Origin of the sequence: Burkholderia sp. MSMB1826 (genome assembly GCF_001526325.1) — a bacterium.
Taxonomy (GTDB): Bacteria; Pseudomonadota; Gammaproteobacteria; order Burkholderiales; family Burkholderiaceae; genus Burkholderia.
The window spans coordinates 810,666-827,118 of the sequence record NZ_LOYN01000022.1 but is presented as its reverse complement, the minus strand read 5'-3'; the positions used below and the strand labels follow the sequence as shown (position 1 = coordinate 827,118).

General features: G+C 66.9%; 16 protein-coding genes. 10 read left to right on the top strand and 6 right to left on the bottom strand.

Annotated features, from left to right (window positions below; genetic code table 11):
- The first annotated feature begins 51 nt into the window (after nt 1-51).
- From WS95_RS16025 to lpxC, 6 genes are all read left to right on the top strand, one after another.
- Complete coding sequence (locus WS95_RS16025) at nt 52-993, top strand: D-alanine--D-alanine ligase (protein ID WP_034206326.1); 942 nt, start codon at nt 52-54, stop codon at nt 991-993.
- Between the two features lie 19 nt (nt 994-1,012).
- Nucleotides 1,013-1,765: a cell division protein FtsQ/DivIB gene (locus WS95_RS16020; protein ID WP_034206327.1), complete on the top strand. Its 753-nt coding sequence runs from the start codon at nt 1,013-1,015 to the stop codon at nt 1,763-1,765.
- Nucleotides 1,766-1,791: 26 nt separating this feature from the next.
- Nucleotides 1,792-3,024 carry a cell division protein FtsA gene (gene ftsA / locus WS95_RS16015; protein WP_006487138.1) on the top strand — a complete coding sequence of 411 codons (1,233 nt, stop codon included), beginning with the start codon at nt 1,792-1,794 and terminating at the stop codon, nt 3,022-3,024.
- 112 nt (nt 3,025-3,136) lie between these two features.
- Nucleotides 3,137-4,333 carry a cell division protein FtsZ gene (gene ftsZ / locus WS95_RS16010; protein ID WP_006477012.1) on the top strand — a complete coding sequence of 399 codons (1,197 nt, stop codon included), beginning with the start codon at nt 3,137-3,139 and terminating at the stop codon, nt 4,331-4,333.
- A 188-nt stretch (nt 4,334-4,521) separates the two neighbouring features.
- The gene (locus WS95_RS16005) at nt 4,522-5,028 is read left to right on the top strand and encodes a peroxiredoxin (protein ID WP_059824576.1); all 507 of its coding nucleotides are present in this window, start codon (nt 4,522-4,524) and stop codon (nt 5,026-5,028) included.
- 240 nt (nt 5,029-5,268) lie between these two features.
- A complete protein-coding gene (gene lpxC / locus WS95_RS16000; protein ID WP_006487145.1) occupies nt 5,269-6,186 on the top strand; it encodes a UDP-3-O-acyl-N-acetylglucosamine deacetylase in 918 nt (305 codons plus the stop codon).
- An 80-nt stretch (nt 6,187-6,266) separates the two neighbouring features.
- Here lpxC and WS95_RS15995 read toward each other — a convergent pair whose 3' ends face one another.
- Nucleotides 6,267-6,743 carry a DUF721 domain-containing protein gene (locus tag WS95_RS15995; RefSeq protein ID WP_059824575.1) on the bottom strand — a complete coding sequence of 159 codons (477 nt, stop codon included), beginning with the start codon at nt 6,741-6,743 and terminating at the stop codon, nt 6,267-6,269.
- Nucleotides 6,744-6,999: 256 nt separating this feature from the next.
- Here WS95_RS15995 and secA point away from each other — a divergent pair, with 256 nt between their 5' ends.
- The 4 genes from secA (at nt 7,000) to WS95_RS15975 (ending at nt 12,527) form a co-directional block, all read left to right on the top strand.
- On the top strand, nt 7,000-9,798 hold the full coding sequence (gene secA, locus WS95_RS15990; protein WP_034206330.1) for a preprotein translocase subunit SecA: 2,799 nt from the start codon (nt 7,000-7,002) through the stop codon (nt 9,796-9,798).
- 144 nt (nt 9,799-9,942) lie between these two features.
- Nucleotides 9,943-11,184, top strand: a complete 1,242-nt coding sequence (gene argJ / locus WS95_RS15985; protein WP_059779104.1) for a bifunctional glutamate N-acetyltransferase/amino-acid acetyltransferase ArgJ — start codon at nt 9,943-9,945, stop codon at nt 11,182-11,184.
- 18 nt (nt 11,185-11,202) lie between these two features.
- A complete protein-coding gene (locus tag WS95_RS15980) occupies nt 11,203-12,072 on the top strand; it encodes an ATP-binding protein (RefSeq protein ID WP_034206332.1) in 870 nt (289 codons plus the stop codon).
- On the top strand, nt 12,069-12,527 hold the full coding sequence (locus tag WS95_RS15975) for an NUDIX domain-containing protein (protein WP_059779106.1): 459 nt from the start codon (nt 12,069-12,071) through the stop codon (nt 12,525-12,527). The genes WS95_RS15980 and WS95_RS15975 overlap by 4 nt, the downstream gene beginning before the upstream one ends.
- A gap of 58 nt (nt 12,528-12,585) precedes the next feature.
- Here the strand turns inward: WS95_RS15975 and WS95_RS15970 are convergent, their stop codons facing one another.
- The 5 genes from WS95_RS15970 to WS95_RS15950 all read right to left on the bottom strand — a co-directional run bounded on the left by WS95_RS15970 (nt 12,586) and on the right by WS95_RS15950 (nt 16,452).
- A complete protein-coding gene (locus WS95_RS15970) occupies nt 12,586-12,786 on the bottom strand; it encodes a DNA gyrase inhibitor YacG (protein ID WP_034206334.1) in 201 nt (66 codons plus the stop codon).
- Between the two features lie 28 nt (nt 12,787-12,814).
- Nucleotides 12,815-13,570 carry a cell division protein ZapD gene (gene zapD / locus WS95_RS15965; protein WP_027783465.1) on the bottom strand — a complete coding sequence of 252 codons (756 nt, stop codon included), beginning with the start codon at nt 13,568-13,570 and terminating at the stop codon, nt 12,815-12,817.
- 109 nt (nt 13,571-13,679) lie between these two features.
- Complete coding sequence (gene coaE / locus WS95_RS15960; RefSeq protein WP_059779110.1) at nt 13,680-14,288, bottom strand: dephospho-CoA kinase; 609 nt, start codon at nt 14,286-14,288, stop codon at nt 13,680-13,682.
- 1 nt (nt 14,289) lies between these two features.
- Nucleotides 14,290-15,201, bottom strand: a complete 912-nt coding sequence (locus WS95_RS15955) for a prepilin peptidase (RefSeq protein ID WP_059824573.1) — start codon at nt 15,199-15,201, stop codon at nt 14,290-14,292.
- 45 nt (nt 15,202-15,246) lie between these two features.
- Nucleotides 15,247-16,452 carry a type II secretion system F family protein gene (locus WS95_RS15950; protein WP_059824572.1) on the bottom strand — a complete coding sequence of 402 codons (1,206 nt, stop codon included), beginning with the start codon at nt 16,450-16,452 and terminating at the stop codon, nt 15,247-15,249.
- Between the last annotated feature and the right edge of the window lies 1 nt (nt 16,453).

The window sequence follows — 16,453 nt, the reverse complement described above, 5'->3', positions numbered from 1 at the left end:
GCCCCCCGCGGGGGCGGTCAGCCTCCTTGGGGCGGCCCGGCGGAGGCTGACATGAGCGGGATCGATCCGAAACGTTTCGGCAAGGTGGCGGTGTTGTTCGGCGGCGAATCCGCCGAGCGCGAGGTGTCGCTCACCTCGGGCCGCCTCGTGCTGCAGGGCCTGCGCGACGCGGGCGTCGACGCGCATCCGTTCGACCCGGCCGAGCGGCCGCTGTCGGCCCTGAAGGACGAAGGCTTCGTGCGCGCGTTCAATGCGCTGCACGGCGGCTACGGCGAGAACGGCCAGATTCAGGGCGCGCTCGATTTCTACGGTATCCGCTACACGGGCAGCGGCGTGCTCGGCTCGGCGCTCGGCCTCGACAAGTTCCGCACGAAGCTCGTGTGGCAGCAGACGGGCGTGCCGACGCCGCCGTTCGAGACGGTGATGCGCGGCGACGACCTTGCCGCGCGCGCGACCGACATCGTCGCGAAGCTCGGCCTGCCGCTGTTCGTGAAGCCGGCGAGCGAAGGCTCGAGCGTCGCGGTGCTGAAGGTGAAGACGGCGGACGCGCTGCCGGCCGCGCTCGCGGAAGCCGCGACGCACGACAAGATCGTGATCGTCGAGAAGAGCATCGAAGGCGGCGGCGAATACACCGCGTGCATCGCCGGCGATCTCGACCTGCCGCTGATCAAGATCGTGCCGGCCGGCGAGTTCTACGACTACCACGCGAAGTACGTCGCCGACGATACGCAGTACCTGATCCCGTGCGGCCTGCCGGCGCAGCAGGAAGCGGAACTGAAGCGCATCGCGCGGCGCGCGTTCGACGTGCTCGGCTGCACCGACTGGGGCCGCGCGGATTTCATGCTCGACGCGGCCGGCAATGCGTATTTCCTGGAAGTGAACACGGCCCCCGGGATGACCGACCACTCGCTGCCGCCGAAGGCCGCGCGCGCGGTCGGCATCGGCTATTCGGAGCTGGTCGTGAAGGTGCTGTCGCTCACGCTCAACGACTGACGCAGGAACGGAACGACGTATGTGGAACAACGTTCGCCAACTCAACCTTGCCGCCAGCGCGCTGTACGCGCTGCTGCTGCTCGTGTTGGCGGCGGCCGGCTGCTACTGGCTGATCCAGCGCCCGACGTTCGCGCTGCGGGAAATCCGGATCGACGGCGACACCGAGCACATCAATTCGCCGACGGTGCGCGCGGGCGTGGTCGGCCGGCTGAAGGGCAATTTCTTCACGGTCGATCTCGATACGGCGCGCGCCGCGTTCGAGCAGATGCCGTGGGTGCGTCACGCGAGCGTGCGTCGGGTGTGGCCGAATGCGCTGGCTGTCACGCTCGAGGAGTACAAACCGCTCGGGACCTGGGGCAGCGATCAGCTCGTGAGCGTGGACGGCGAGCTGTTCACCGCGAACCAGGGCGAGCTGGAGCAGGCGCTGCCGGCGTTCGACGGGCCGGAAGGCAGCGCGAAGGAAGTCGTCGCGCGGTATCGCGACTTCGGGAAATGGTTTGCGCCGCTGAAGGCGGCGCCGGAAGAAGTGACGCTGTCGGCGCGGTACGCGTGGACGGTGAAGCTGTCGAACGGCATGCAGGTCGAGCTGGGCAAGGAGCGCAACAGCGACACGCTGCATGACCGGAGCCAGCGCCTGGTGGCCGCGTGGCCGGCCGTTACGGAGCGTTGGGGCAACGACATCGAGTACGCGGATCTGCGTTATCCGAACGGATTCGCGATTCGCGCGGCGGGCATGCGGTTCCTGACCGATACCGACAAGCGCAAGAAGTAACGAGAGATCACACGCAAGAGCACTTTATGAGCAAAGACTACAAGGATCTGCTGGTTTCCCTCGACATCGGCACGTCGAAGGTGGTGGCCATCGTCGCCGAGCTGAAGGGCGAGGGCCACTACGAGGTGATCGGTCTCGGCCAGAGCGAGTCGAAGGGTCTGAAGAAAGGCGTGGTGGTGAACATCGAGGCCACCGTGCAGTCGATCCAGCGCGCGCTCGAGGAAGCCGAGCTGATGGCCGACTGCAAGATCACCAACGTGTTCACGGGGATCGCGGGCAGCCACATCCGCAGCTTCAACTCGAGCGGGATGGTCGCGATCAAGGACAAGGAAGTCACGCAGACGGACGTCGCGCGCGTGATCGAGACCGCGAAGGCGATCAACATCCCGACCGACCAGCAGGTGCTGCACATCCTCACGCAGGAATTCATCATCGACGGCCAGGAAGACGTGCGCGAGCCGATCGGGATGAGCGGCATCCGGCTGGAAGTGAAGGTGCACATCGTGACGGGCGCGGTGAGCGCCGCGCAGAACATCGTCAAGTGCGTGCGCCGCTGCGGGCTGGAAGTGAACGACCTGATCCTGCAGCCGCTCGCGTCGTCGCTCGCGGTGCTGACCGAAGACGAGAAGGATCTCGGCGTGGTGCTGGTCGACATCGGCGGCGGCACGACGGACATCGCGATCTTCGCCGAAGGCGCGATCCGCCACACGGCGGTGATCCCGATCGCGGGCGACCAGATCACGAGCGACATCGCGATGGCGCTGCGCACGCCGACGCCGGATGCGGAAGACATCAAGGTCGGCTACGGGATCGCGAAGCAGGCGCTCGCCGATCCGGACGAAATGGTGGAAGTGCCGGGCCTCGGCGAACGCGGCCCGCGCACGCTGTCGCGTCAGGCGCTCGCGGCCGTGATCGAGCCGCGCGTCGAGGAACTGTTCTCGCTCGTGCAGCAGGTCGTGCGCGAATCGGGTTACGAAGAACTCCTGAGTTCCGGCGTGGTCATTACCGGCGGCGCGTCGATGATGCCGGGCATGGTCGAGCTCGGCGAGGACATTTTCCTGAAACCGGTGCGCATCGGCGCGCCGGAATATGCAGGCGGCCTTTCCGACGTCGTGCGCAATCCGCGCTACTCGACGGCGATGGGGCTGCTCGTCGAAGGCAGTGCGCAGCGCATGCGCGGCCGCAAGGTCGCCGTGCAGTCCGGCAACGCGGGGCAAGTGTTCTCGCGGATGAAGGAATGGTTCCTGAGCAACTTCTGACACACCGAATCGAAATTCGCGCTGGTGCCGGCGGCTGGCGCGCGACAGGGGGTTGCCCGATCTCCTGCCGAATAACGGCCGAGTAGCAGTCATTCTCTTGACGGAGGCAACAATGGAATTCGAAATGCTGGAAACCGAAACCAACGGCACCATCATCAAGGTGGTCGGCGTTGGCGGCGCTGGCGGCAATGCCGTCCAGCACATGATCAACCGCGGCGTGCAGGGCGTCGACTTCATCGTGATGAACACGGACGCCCAGGCGCTGTCGCGTTCGCGCGCATCGTCGGTGATCCAGCTTGGCAACACGGGTCTTGGCGCCGGCGCGAAGCCGGAAATGGGCCGTGCGGCAGCCGAAGAGGCGCGTGAGCGCATCGCCGACGCACTGCGCGGCGCGCACATGGTGTTCATCACGGCCGGCATGGGCGGCGGCACGGGCACGGGCGCGGCACCGGTGGTCGCGCAGATCGCGAAGGAGATGGGCATTCTGACGGTCGGTGTCGTCAGCAAGCCGTTCGAGTTCGAGGGCGGCAAGCGCATGCGCGTCGCCGAAGCAGGCTCGCAGCAACTGGAGGATCACGTCGACTCGCTGATCGTCGTCCTGAACGACAAGCTGTTCGACGTGATGGGCGACGACGCCGAGATGGACAAGTGCTTCCAGTGCGCGGACGACGTGTTGAACAACGCGGTGGCGGGTATCGCGGAAATCATCAACGTCGACGGCCTCGTGAACGTCGACTTCGAAGACGTGAAGACGGTGATGGGCGAGCAGGGCAAGGCGATGATGGGCACGGCGACGGTCGCCGGCGTCGATCGCGCACGCCTCGCGGCGGAACAGGCCGTGGCGAGCCCGCTGCTCGAAGGCGTCGATCTGTCGGGCGCGCGCGGCGTGCTGGTCAACATCACGTCGAGCCGTTCGCTGCGCCTGTCGGAAACGCGCGAAGTGATGAACACGATCAAGAGCTACGCGGCGGAAGATGCGACGGTGATCTTCGGTGCGGTGTACGACGACGCGATGGGCGATGCACTGCGCGTGACGGTCGTGGCAACGGGTCTGGGCCGTGCGGCGAAGAAGCAGCAGTCGGCTCCGATGACGCTGCTGCGCACGGGTACGGACAACCAGCCGGTCAGCGCGGTGTCGCACGGCTATGCGCAGCCGCATCACGTCAGCACGGCCGACTACGGCGCGCTCGACACGCCGGCGGTGTGGCGCAATTCGCGCGAAACCGCGGCATCGCACGTGCAGGCGCTGCAGGAGAAGGGTGTCGACACGTACGACATTCCGGCTTTCCTGCGCAAGCAGGCTGACTGACGCAAACACAGGCGAAGCCGCGGCGACACCGCCGCGGTATCGCCAGCGTGACGGATGCTACGGACCACGACAGGCCGCGTCGGATGCGACGCCGGGCCGGGAAAGGTGCCCTCTTCGCTCGAGCGAGGCGGGACGGGCCGTGCTGTCCGCAACACGCTGAAAAACCGTATCGCTATGAGGGACCAGCCATGATTCAAGTGGGCGACGCGCTGCCCGACGCGCAATTGTTCGGTTTCGTCGACGACGCGCGCGAAGGGTGCACGCTGGGGCCGAACGCCTACAGCGTGCGCGACCAGGTTGCGGGAAAGCGGGTGGTGATCTTTGGATTGCCGGGCGCGTTCACGCCGACCTGTTCGGCGCAGCATGTGCCGGGCTACGTCGAGCACGCCGAGCAATTGCGCGCGGCGGGGATCGACGAGATCTGGTGCGTGTCCGTCAACGACGCATTCGTGATGGGCGCATGGGGACGTGATCTGCACACCGCGGGCAAGGTGCGCATGATGGCGGACGGCAGCGCGGCTTTCACTCATGCGCTGGGGCTGACGCAGGATTTGTCCGCGCGTGGCATGGGAATTCGTTCCCTGCGCTACGCGATGGTGGTTGACGGCGGTGTGGTCAAGACGCTGGCCGTCGAGGCGCCGGGCAAATTCGAAGTGAGCGATGCGGCGAGTGTTCTCGCGACGTTGACGTCCTGATCGTGCGGTGCGCCGTTGCCTTCCGGCAACGCTGCTCGCCGGCCTCAGGGCAGTTGTAACACGGGCTGATGACCGGAAACGCCTCCGTTCCGGGCATCGGCCCGTCCCGTATCGGCGCGGGTAAACTGTCGAAACAGATTGATACGCAGTTTCGGACAGCGTCGAATAGGGAATTACGCTATAATCCCGCCTATCGAATATAACTCCTGATTGATATCTTCAATCAAGACGAAGAAGACCATGTTGAAGCAGCGCACCATCAAATCCATCGTGAAGACCGTGGGTATCGGTGTCCACTCGGGCCGCAAGATCGAGTTGACGCTCCGTCCCGCCGCGCCCGGCACGGGCATCGTCTTTTCACGCGTCGACCTGCCGACGCCGGTCGACATTCCCGCATCGGCGATGTCGATCGGCGACACGCGGCTCGCGTCGGTGTTGCAGAAGGATGGCGTGCGCGTGTCGACGGTCGAGCACCTGATGTCCGCGTGTGCGGGTCTCGGCATCGACAACCTGTATGTCGACGTGACGGCCGAGGAAATCCCGATCATGGACGGTAGCGCGGCCACGTTCGTGTTCCTGATCCAGTCCGCCGGCATCGAGGAGCAGAACGCGCCGAAGCGCTTCATCAAGGTGAAGAAGCCCGTCGAAATCCGCGATGGCGACAAATTCGCGCGTCTCGATCCGTATTTCGGCTTCAAGCTGAAGTTCTCGATCGACTTCCGCCACCCGGCCGTCGACAAGACGGGTCAGGAGCTCGAAGTCGATTTCGCGACCACGTCGTACGTGCGCGAGATCGCGCGTGCGCGCACGTTCGGTTTCGCGCACGAGGCCGAGATGCTGCGCGAGATCGGCCTGGCGCGCGGCGGCAGCATGGACAACGCGATCGTGCTCGACGAGTACCGGATCCTGAACAACGACGGGCTGCGCTACGACGACGAGTTCGTGAAGCACAAGATGCTCGACGCGATCGGCGACCTGTACGTGATCGGCCACCCGCTGCTGGCTTCGTACACCGCGTACAAGTCGGGCCACGGCCTGAACAACGCGCTGCTGCGCGAGTTGCTCGCACACGAAGACGCGTACGAGATCGTGACGTTCGACGATCCGCAGGCCGCGCCGAAGGGGTTTGCATTCGACGCGCAGACGGCTTTCGCGTGACCGGCGTTCGGTGCAAGCGATAAAAAAGCGACCCATCGGGTCGCTTTTTTTTGGCTGGCGGCTGCCTGCGGCCGGTGCGGTCAACGCGGCTTCGCGCCGTGCCGTGCCGCCATCCGCGCGAGCGCGGCCTGCAGCGGCGACGGTTCGAGGTGGTCGGCGAGATCGCGCAGCGCGGCGGCGCCGGTCGACGTCATCCGCGCCTGCTTCACGGGCGGCGGCGGCGGCGCGTCCTTCGGCCGCACGCGCACGCGCAGCGTCGTCACCGGCCAGCCGCGCCTCTGGAGATCGCCGAGCAGCCGCATTTCGACCTGCCGCAGCCGTGCGGCCAGCGCATTGTGCGCGGCAAAGAGGGTCAGGGTGCCGTCCTTGATGAAGCCCGGTTCGACGTGATTCGCGAGATAGTCGGGCAGGCACGCACCCAAGTCGCGCTGCAGCGAGGCGATCTGCTCGACGCCGGCGCGCAGCGCCGCGAATGCGTCGGTCCGACCGAGCACTTCCGACACGGGTTGCGGGCGATAGGCGGCGAGCGGGCCGAAACGCTTGGAAAATCGGTTCATCGAGGCATTCTTCGAGCGCGTACGCGCGCGGACGTTGCAGCCGATTGTACCCGCGCCGGCCCGCGCACGGGCAGCTTTCGCCCGTGTCCGCCCGGCTTGGGCGCGCAATGCCCGTCCGGCCGGGACGCAGGCGCATGCGTCCCCGCGTGCTAAAATTCGACGTTTGAGTCCACTAATTCGCTAAGCCGCCGAGGCTCGGGCGCCGGGGCGCGCAACACGCGCCGGGCGCCGGTGCTGCGACGCAGGATCCGATCCGATGACAACCGGTTTTCTTCAGAAAATTTTTGGCAGCCGCAACCAGCGGCTCGTCAAGCAATACCAAAAGACCGTCGCGACGATCAATGCGCTCGAAACGCAGATCGAGAAGCTGACGGACGACCAGTTGCGCGGCAAGACGGATGAATTCCGCCAGCGGGTCGCGGCCGGCGAGTCGCTCGACAAGCTGTTGCCCGAGGCCTTCGCGGTCTGTCGCGAGGCGAGCCGCCGCGTGCTGAAGATGCGGCACTTCGACGTGCAGATGATCGGTGGCATGGTGCTTCACTACGGCAAGATCGCGGAAATGCGCACGGGCGAAGGCAAGACGCTCGTCGCGACGCTGCCCGTGTACCTGAATGCGCTGGCGGGCCGCGGCGTGCACGTCGTGACCGTCAACGATTACCTCGCGCAGCGCGACGCCGAATGGATGGCGCGCCTCTACAATTTCCTCGGTCTGTCGGTCGGCATCAACCTGTCCGGCATGGAGCACGACCAGAAGCAGCAGGCCTACGCGGCGGACATCACGTACGGCACGAACAACGAATTCGGCTTCGACTACCTGCGCGACAACATGGTCTACGAGACCGACGCGCGCGTGCAGCGGGCGCTGAACTTCGCGGTCGTCGACGAAGTGGACTCGATCCTGATCGACGAAGCGCGGACGCCGCTGATCATTTCGGGTCAGGCCGAGGATCACACCGAGCTGTACGTGCGGATGAACGCACTGCCGCCGCTGCTCGAGCGCCAGATCGGCGAAGAGAAGGCCGACGGCACGGGCGTCGAGAAGCCGGGCGACTACACGCTCGACGAGAAGGCGCGCCAGGTGTTCCTGACGGAATCGGGCCACGAGAAGGCCGAACGCCTGCTCGCCGAATGGGGCCTGATCGGCGAGGGCGAAAGCCTGTACGCGCCGCAGAACATCACGCTGATGCACCACGTGTACGCGGCGCTGCGCGCCCACACGCTGTTCCACAAGGATCAGCATTACGTCGTGCAGAACGGCGAAGTGGTCATCGTCGACGAATTCACGGGCCGCCTGATGGCGGGCCGCCGCTGGTCCGACGGCCTGCATCAGGCCGTCGAGGCGAAGGAGCACGTGAAGATCCAGAGCGAGAACCAGACGCTCGCATCGATCACGTTCCAGAACTACTTCCGGATGTACGCGAAGCTGGCCGGCATGACCGGTACCGCGGATACCGAGGCATACGAATTCAACGAGATCTACGGCCTCGAGACGGTCGTGATCCCGACCAACCGCCCGCCGAAGCGGATCGACAAGCAGGACCAGATCTACAAGACGGCCAAGGAGCGCTACGACGCGGTGATCCGCGACATCCGCGACTGCTACGAGCGCGGCCAGCCGGTGCTGGTCGGCACGACGTCGATCGAGAACTCCGAACTGCTGTCGCACCTGCTGAAGCAGGCCGGGCTGCCGCACGAAGTGCTGAACGCGAAGCAGCACGAGCGCGAAGCGGCGATCGTCGCGGAAGCCGGTCGTCCGAACCGCGTGACGATCGCGACCAACATGGCCGGCCGCGGCACCGACATCGTGCTCGGCGGCAACGTCGAGAAGCAGGCCGCGTTCATCGAGGCCGACGACACGATCCCGGCCGACGAAAAGGCGCGCCGCATCCAGAAGCTGCACGACGAGTGGGAAACGCTGCACGAGCAGGTGAAGGCCGCGGGCGGCCTGCACATCATCGGCACCGAGCGCCACGAATCGCGCCGGATCGACAACCAGTTGCGCGGCCGTGCGGGCCGCCAGGGCGATCCGGGCTCGTCGCGCTTCTACCTGTCGCTCGACGATCCGCTGCTGCGCATCTTCGCGGGCGACCGCGTGCGCTCGATCATGGATCGCCTGAAGATGCCGGAAGGCGAGGCGATCGAAGCGGGCATCGTCACGCGGTCGATCGAATCGGCGCAGCGCAAGGTCGAAGCGCGCAACTTCGACATCCGCAAGCAGCTGCTCGAATACGACGACGTGTCGAACGACCAGCGCAAGGTGATCTACCAGCAGCGCAACGAATTGCTCGAGGCGCACGACATCACCGAGACGATCACCGCGATGCGTCACGGCGTGATTACCGAAGTCGTCCGCCAGTTCGTGCCGGAAGGCAGCATCGAAGAGCAGTGGGACGTGCCCGAGCTCGAGGAAGCGTTGCGCAACGACTGGCAGCTCGACCTCGCGATCCAGGAAATGGTGAACGAGTCGTCGTCGATCACGGCCGAGGAGATTCTCGACGCGGTGATGACGGCCGCCGACGAGCAGTACGAGGCGAAGGTCGCGATGGTCGGCCGCGAATCGTTCAGCGCATTCGAGCGTTCGGTGATGCTGCAGACGGTCGACCGCCTGTGGCGCGAACACCTCGCGGCGCTCGACCACCTGCGCCAGGGCATCCATCTGCGCGGCTATGCGCAGAAGAATCCGAAGCAGGAATACAAGCGCGAGGCGTTCGAGCTGTTCGCCGCGATGCTCGACGCGATCAAGCAGGAAGTCACGCGCATCGTGATGAACGTGCAGATCCAGTCGCCGGAGCAGCTCGAGGAGGCCGCCGAGCAGATCGAGGAGCGCGGCGGTCATCTCGAGAACGTCGAATACCAGCACGCCGACTACGCGGACGCCGGCGCGCCGGTGGCGAACGTCACGGCTGCGGCGGCCGCCACGGCGACGGCCGACATGGTCGGCAGCGCGATGACGCACAGCGGCCCCGGCGGCGAAATGCCGAAGGTCGGCCGCAACGACCCGTGCCCGTGCGGCAGCGGCAAGAAGTACAAGCAATGTCACGGGAAGCTGTCATGATCGGCGGCGGCACGCGTCACGCGTGCCGCGTCGTTCGTCGCTTCGAGTCAGTGATGTGAGTTGCGGCGGCCCGCGCGTGCGGCCGCCGGTTCTTCCAATCGATGCCGGCATGTGCCGGCATTTTCCATCCGGCAGGTGTGCCCCATGGCTGTCAATTTTCCGTCGATCGATCCCGCCCAACTGCATCCCGTCGCCGGCGTCACGCTCGGCTGGGCGGAAGCGAACATCCGCAAGCCGAATCGCAAGGACGTGCTGGTCATCTCCGTCGACGAAGGCGCGACGGTCGCGGGCGTGTTCACCGAAAACCGTTTCTGCGCGGCGCCGGTCACCGTCTGCCGCGAGCATCTGGCGAAAGTACGGGCCGGCGGCGCGGGCATCCGCGCGCTGGTCGTGAATACGGGCAATGCGAACGCGGGCACCGGCGAGCCGGGCCTCGTGAACGCACGCGAGACCTGCACGGAACTCGCGCGTCTCGCGGGCATCGAGCCGGCGCAGGTGCTGCCGTTCTCGACCGGCGTGATCCTCGAGCCGCTGCCGATCGACCGGCTGAAGGCCGGCCTGCCGGCCGCGCTCGCGAACCGCAAGGCCGCGAACTGGTTCGACGCCGCGCAGGCGATCATGACGACCGACACGCTGCCGAAGGCGACGTCGCGCCAGGTGGCGATCGACGGCCACACGGTCACGCTGACGGGCATCAGCAAGGGCGCGGGCATGATCAAGCCGAACATGGCGACGATGCTCGGCTTCCTCGCGTTCGATGCGAACGTCGCGCAGCCGGTGCTCGACACGCTCGTGAAGGAAGTGGCCGACCGCTCGTTCAACTGCATCACGATCGACGGCGACACGTCGACGAACGACTCGTTCATCCTGATCGCGTCGGGCAAGAGCACGCTGCCCGCGATCACGTCGACCGATTCGCCCGCCTATGCGGCGCTGCGCGACGCGGTGACGGAAGTTGCACAGGTGCTGTCGCAACTGATCGTGCGCGACGGCGAAGGCGCGACGAAATTCATGACGGTGCAGGTCGAAGGCGGCAAGAGCGTCGCCGAATGCCGCCAGATCGCGTACGCGATCGGCCATTCGCCGCTCGTGAAGACGGCCTTCTATGCATCCGACCCCAACCTCGGCCGGATTCTCGCGGCGATCGGCTATGCGGGCGTCGCGGATCTCGACGTCGGCAAGATCGATCTCTACCTCGACGACGTGCTCGTCGCGAAGGCGGGCGGCCGCAACCCGGCCTACCAGGAAGAGGACGGCCAGCGCGTGATGAAGCAGAGCGAGATCACGATCCGCGTGCTGCTCGGCCGTGGCGACGCACAGGCCACCGTCTGGACGTGCGACCTGTCGCACGATTACGTGAGCATCAACGCGGATTACCGCTCCTGATCGGGAGCGCTCAACGACATGGACAAGCTTGAACAGTTTCTGACGCGCGCGGAAGCGCTGCTCGGCCGTCTCGAAGGGATGCTGCCGCCCGCACCGGCGGCCATCGACTGGAACGCGGCCCACGCGTTCCGCTGGCGCAAGCGCCAGGGGCGCGGTTACCTGCAGCCGGTGCCGGCCGTGTCGTCGATCACGCTCGACGATCTGCACAACATCGATCGCCAGAAAGCGCTGATCGACCAGAACACGCGGCAGTTCGTGCAGCGCAAGCCGGCCAACAACGTGCTGCTGACCGGCGCACGCGGTACCGGCAAGTCGTCGCTGATCAAGGCATGCCTGAACGCGTACGCGAACGACGGGCTGCGCCTGATCGAAGTCGACAAGGACGACCTGCACGATCTCGGCGACATCGTCGACCTGATTTCGCAGCGTCCGGAGCGGTTCATCGTGTTTTGCGACGACCTGTCGTTCGAGGACGGCGAATCGGGCTACAAGGCGCTGAAGGTCGCGCTCGACGGGTCGATCGCCGCGCAGTCGGACAACGTGCTGATCTACGCGACGTCGAACCGCCGCCATCTGCTGCCCGAGTACATGAGCGACAACGAGTCGTACAAGCATCTGCCGGACGGCGAGATTCACCCCGGCGAAGTCGTCGAGGAGAAGATCTCGCTGTCGGAGCGCTTCGGTCTGTGGGTCAGCTTCTATCCGTTCAAGCAGGACGACTACCTCGACATCGTCGCGCACTGGCTGCGTCACTTCGGCTGCCCGGATGCGGAGATCGAGACGGCGCGCGGCGACGCGCTGGTATGGGCGCTCGAGCGCGGTTCGCGCTCGGGCCGCGTCGCATGGCAGTTCGCGCGCGACTGGTCGGGCCGCAAGGAGCAGGCATGAGCGAGGACCTGGCACAGGGCGCCGTGCGGGCGCCGGACGGCCGCAAGGTGACGGAAGTCGCGGTCGGCGTGATGGTGCAGCCGGACGGCCCGGTCGGCCGCTGCCGTTATCTGCTCGCGCAACGCCTGCAGGGCAAGCCGTATGAAGGTTACTGGGAGTTTCCGGGCGGCAAGCTGGAGGCCGGCGAAAGCGTCGAGGACGCGCTTGCGCGCGAGCTGCATGAGGAACTCGGCATCGAAGTCACGGCCAGCCACCGCTGGCACACGCTCGAGCACGATTATCCGCACGCGTACGTGCGGCTCTATTTCTGCAAGGTGACGGGCTGGACGGGCGAGCCGCACAGCAAGGAAGGGCAGGCGTTCGTGTGGCAGCAACTGCCGGTCGAAGTCGCGCCGCTGCTGCCGGCGGCGCTGCCGGTGCTGGAACTGCTCGAGAAGGAAGCGGCGTCGCGTTGACGCCGACGCGGCCTGCCGGAAAGGCGGGCCATATCGCCGGCGGCCGGCGTCGTGCCGGTCAGCTGTCGCGACGGCCGTCGGCGCCGTCCTCTTCCGACGACGGGCCCTCGTCGGCGGCGCCCCCGATCCGGTACTTTTCCGCGGCCCATGCGCCGAGGTCGAGCTGCTTGCAGCGGGCCGAACAGAACGGGCGGAACTGATTTTCAGGCGTCCAGCGCACTTCGGCGCCGCACGACGGACATTTCACGACGGTAGTCATACGAAAGCATCGATCCGGCACGCGGCCGTTACAGATTGCACAGTGTCAGATGGAACGGCACGTCGATGTCCACCGCGCGCGGCCGCACATCGCCGTCCTGCATGGTGAACCGCACCCACAACATGTATTTGTTGGCGCTCGCTTCGGGAATCACGCGCAGCTCCGGCGGCACCCGGACCTGCATCAACTGGTAGGTGCGGCCGGACAGCATCTGCTGGTAGCTGCCCTGCATCGCCATGACCTTCGACGCCTGACCCGATTCGCGCGCGAGCCGCAGCACGATCGCCGCGGCATCGCGCAACGGCAGCATCGGCAGGATCCACTTCGCGATATCCTGGCGCCGCTGCTCGGCGGGCCATTGCTGCCACGCGTAGTACGACGGCAGGTCGAACTTGCACGTCCCGCCCGGAATCACCGCGCGGCTGCGGATGCTGGCGAGCCACTCGTTGTCGACGAGGTGCTGGCCGGTCTTGCCCTGCATCTGCGCGAGATTCGCGAGCGTCTGCTCGATTTCGCCGAGCACGGCCTCGAGCGCGTTCTGCTCGATGCCCGGATTGCCGCGAAAGGGGGCGAGCGTCTGGCGTTGACGTTCGAGCTCCTTCATCAGATCCGATTTCAGGTCCGCGCGGCCCGTTACCTCGGCGATTTCGAACAGCGTCGTCAACGCGACGTGGTGTTCACGCGGGTCCTCCTGAGCCAAAAAGAACGCGAAGCGCTCGAACAGATCTTCGAGACGCAACAGCGTGCGAATTCGCTCGTTGAACGGATACTCGTAAAGAATCAAGCGCGCTCGCCTCGTCGGTAGGGATTGAAACAATGAAGGACATTCTAATGCCCCCTCTCTACCCTAGCAACGCACCAATTTCGTACACCATCACGATCGCGCGCGACGCTCAGTGCGCGGCGGCCGCGAATCCGACATAACGTTGATGCAGTGCATCGACCTGCGCGGCGAGCGCGGCGGGCGTGACCGCGTCGTTGACGATCACGTCGTCGGCCGCCGCGAGGCGGGCTTCGCGCGTCGCCTGCCGCGCGATGATCGCTTCGACTTGTTCGCGCGTGAAACCGTTGCGCCGCATCACGCGCGCAATTTGCGTTTCGACCGGGCAGTCGACGACGAGCACGCGATCGCTGCGCGCCTTCCAGGTGCCCGATTCGACCAGCAGCGGCACGACGAACATCACGTACGGGCCCTGTGCTTCGTGCGCCTCGCGATCGGTTTCCGCGCGGATCAGCGGATGCGTGATCGCTTCGAGGCGCCGGCGCGCGTCATCGTCGCTGAAGATCAGCGTGCGCATCTTCGCGCGATCGAGCGAGCCGTCGGCGGCCACGAAGTCGCGACCGAAAGCTTGCTCGATCGCCGGCATCGCGAGGCCGCCCGGTGCGGTGATGCGATGGGCAATCAGGTCGGTATCGACGAGCGATGCGCCACGGGCGCCGAACAGGTCGGCGACGGTCGTCTTGCCGCTGCCGATACCGCCCGTGAGTCCTACGGAAAACATGTCAGCCTCCGAGCGCCGCATAGAAAGGGGTGCCGAAAAACAACGTGGCGACGCCGCCGGCCGCGAGGAACGGGCCGAACGGAATCGGCTCCTCGAAGCGCATGCGGCCGTGCCAGGTCGCGACGAGCCCGACGATCGCACCGGTCACCGCTGCGAACAGCACGACCTGCGGCAGTGCGGCCCAGCCCATCCACGCGCCGAGCGCGGCAAGCAGCTTCAGGTCGCCGAAACCGATGCCCTCGATGCCGCGCAGCCATTTGAACAGCCAGTAGATCGACCACAGGAACAGGTAGCCGGCCATCGCGCCGATCACGGCCGAGCGCAGCGACGTGAAGGTGCCGCCGAGGTTCATGACGAGCCCGGCCCACAGCAGCGGCAGCGTCATCGAGTCGGGCAGGTAGCCGGTCCGGATATCGATCGCGCTCATCGCGAGCAGCGCCGCGCACAGCGCGAACGCGGCAAGCGCGGCGACGGTCGGGCCGAACGCCGCGAGCGAGGCGGCGGCGAGCAGCGCGCACGCGAGTTCGACGAGCACATAGCGGACGCCGATCGCATGGCCGCAGCGGCGGCAGCGCCCGCGCAGCATCAGGTAGCTGACGAGCGGGATGTTTTCCCACGCGCGCAATACGTGGCCGCAGTGCGGGCAGGCGCTGCGCGGGCGCCACAGATCGTAGCGCGGCGGATAACCGTCGTCGGGCGGGGCGCTCGCGGCGCCCGTCGCTTCGGCGATCTCCGCCTGCCACGCGCGCTGCATCATCACGGGCAACCGGTGCACGACCACGTTCAGGAAGCTGCCGATGCAAAGGCCGATGACGACCGCGAACGCATACTGCAGCGCGGGCGGCAGCAACGCCAGCGCGAGCAGCGCGCGCTCGGGCGAATCGGAAACGGCGGACAGGGGCGCTGGCGTCATGAGGCTCGAGGTTCGGACAAAAAGGCGACAGAATCGGTTGCGATGCTACACCACGTTGCCGAGTTGAAGGATCGGCAGGTACATCGCGATCACGAGGCCGCCGACGAGGGCGCCCAGGACGATCACGATCAACGGTTCGCCGAGCGCCGCGAGCGCATCGAGGCGCGCGTCGAGTTGGCGTTCGCACGACGCGGCGATGTCGGCCAGCATCGTATCGAGCGCACCGGATTCCTCGGCGACGGCGATCGGTTGCACGACGTCGTCCGGAAAGCAGCCGGCCGAATGCATCGCGTCGGCCAGACGCACGCCGCGCAACACGCGTGCGGCGATGTGCGCGGTGGCGTGCGCGAACACCGGATGGCCGGCCGTGCGCTCGAGCGTGGCGAATGCATCGGCGAGCGGCACGCCGGCGCCGAGCAGGGTCGCCAGCGAGCGGCACCAGCGTGCGGCCGCGAACCGCTCCAGTGCGCTGCCCGCGAGCGGGGCGCGCAGCAGGTGTCGCGCGAGCGCATGACGCAGCGCGGCCGAGCGTCGAAGCGCGTGCTGCGCGGCGAGCCCCGTGGCGGCCGCGCCGGCCAGAAGCACACCGCCCCAGGCCGACAGCGCGGAGGACAGCGCGAGCAGTGCGCGGGTCGGTGCGGGCAGGGCGGCGCCGAAACCGTCGAAGATCTGACGGAAGGTCGGCACGACCCACACCATCAATGCTGCCGAGATCGCGAGCGCGAACAGGATGACGGCGGCCGGATACGCGAGCGCCGCGCGCAGCTTGCGCCATTGCGCATCGGCGCGCTCGCGGTGTTCCGCGAGCCGCGTCAGCACGATGCCGAGCGAACCGGACGCTTCACCGACTTCGATCAACTGGCGATACAGCGTGCCGAACTGCGATGGATAGCGTGCGAGCGCATCGGCGAAGCGCCGGCCGCCGACGATTTCGCGCGCGAGCCCCGCGGCGATGCGCGGCACGCCGTCGCGCGTGCGGGTGCGCGCGAGCATCTCGAGCGACGGCGCAAGCGGCAGGCCGGCTTGCAGCAGGCTCGCGAGCTGGCGCGTGAAGCGCGTGATGTCGCGCGCGGCCGCCGCAGGCGGACGGGCCGGCCCGCGGACGTCGAGCGACAGTACCGCGACGCCGTCGCGCGCGAGCGTGGCGCGCGCGGCCGCGGCGTCAAAGGCGATGACGATCCCGCGGCGCGGCGAGCCGTCGCGATGGCGGCCGCGCCATGCAAAGCGGGTTTCGCGCGGCGGCGTGCGCATG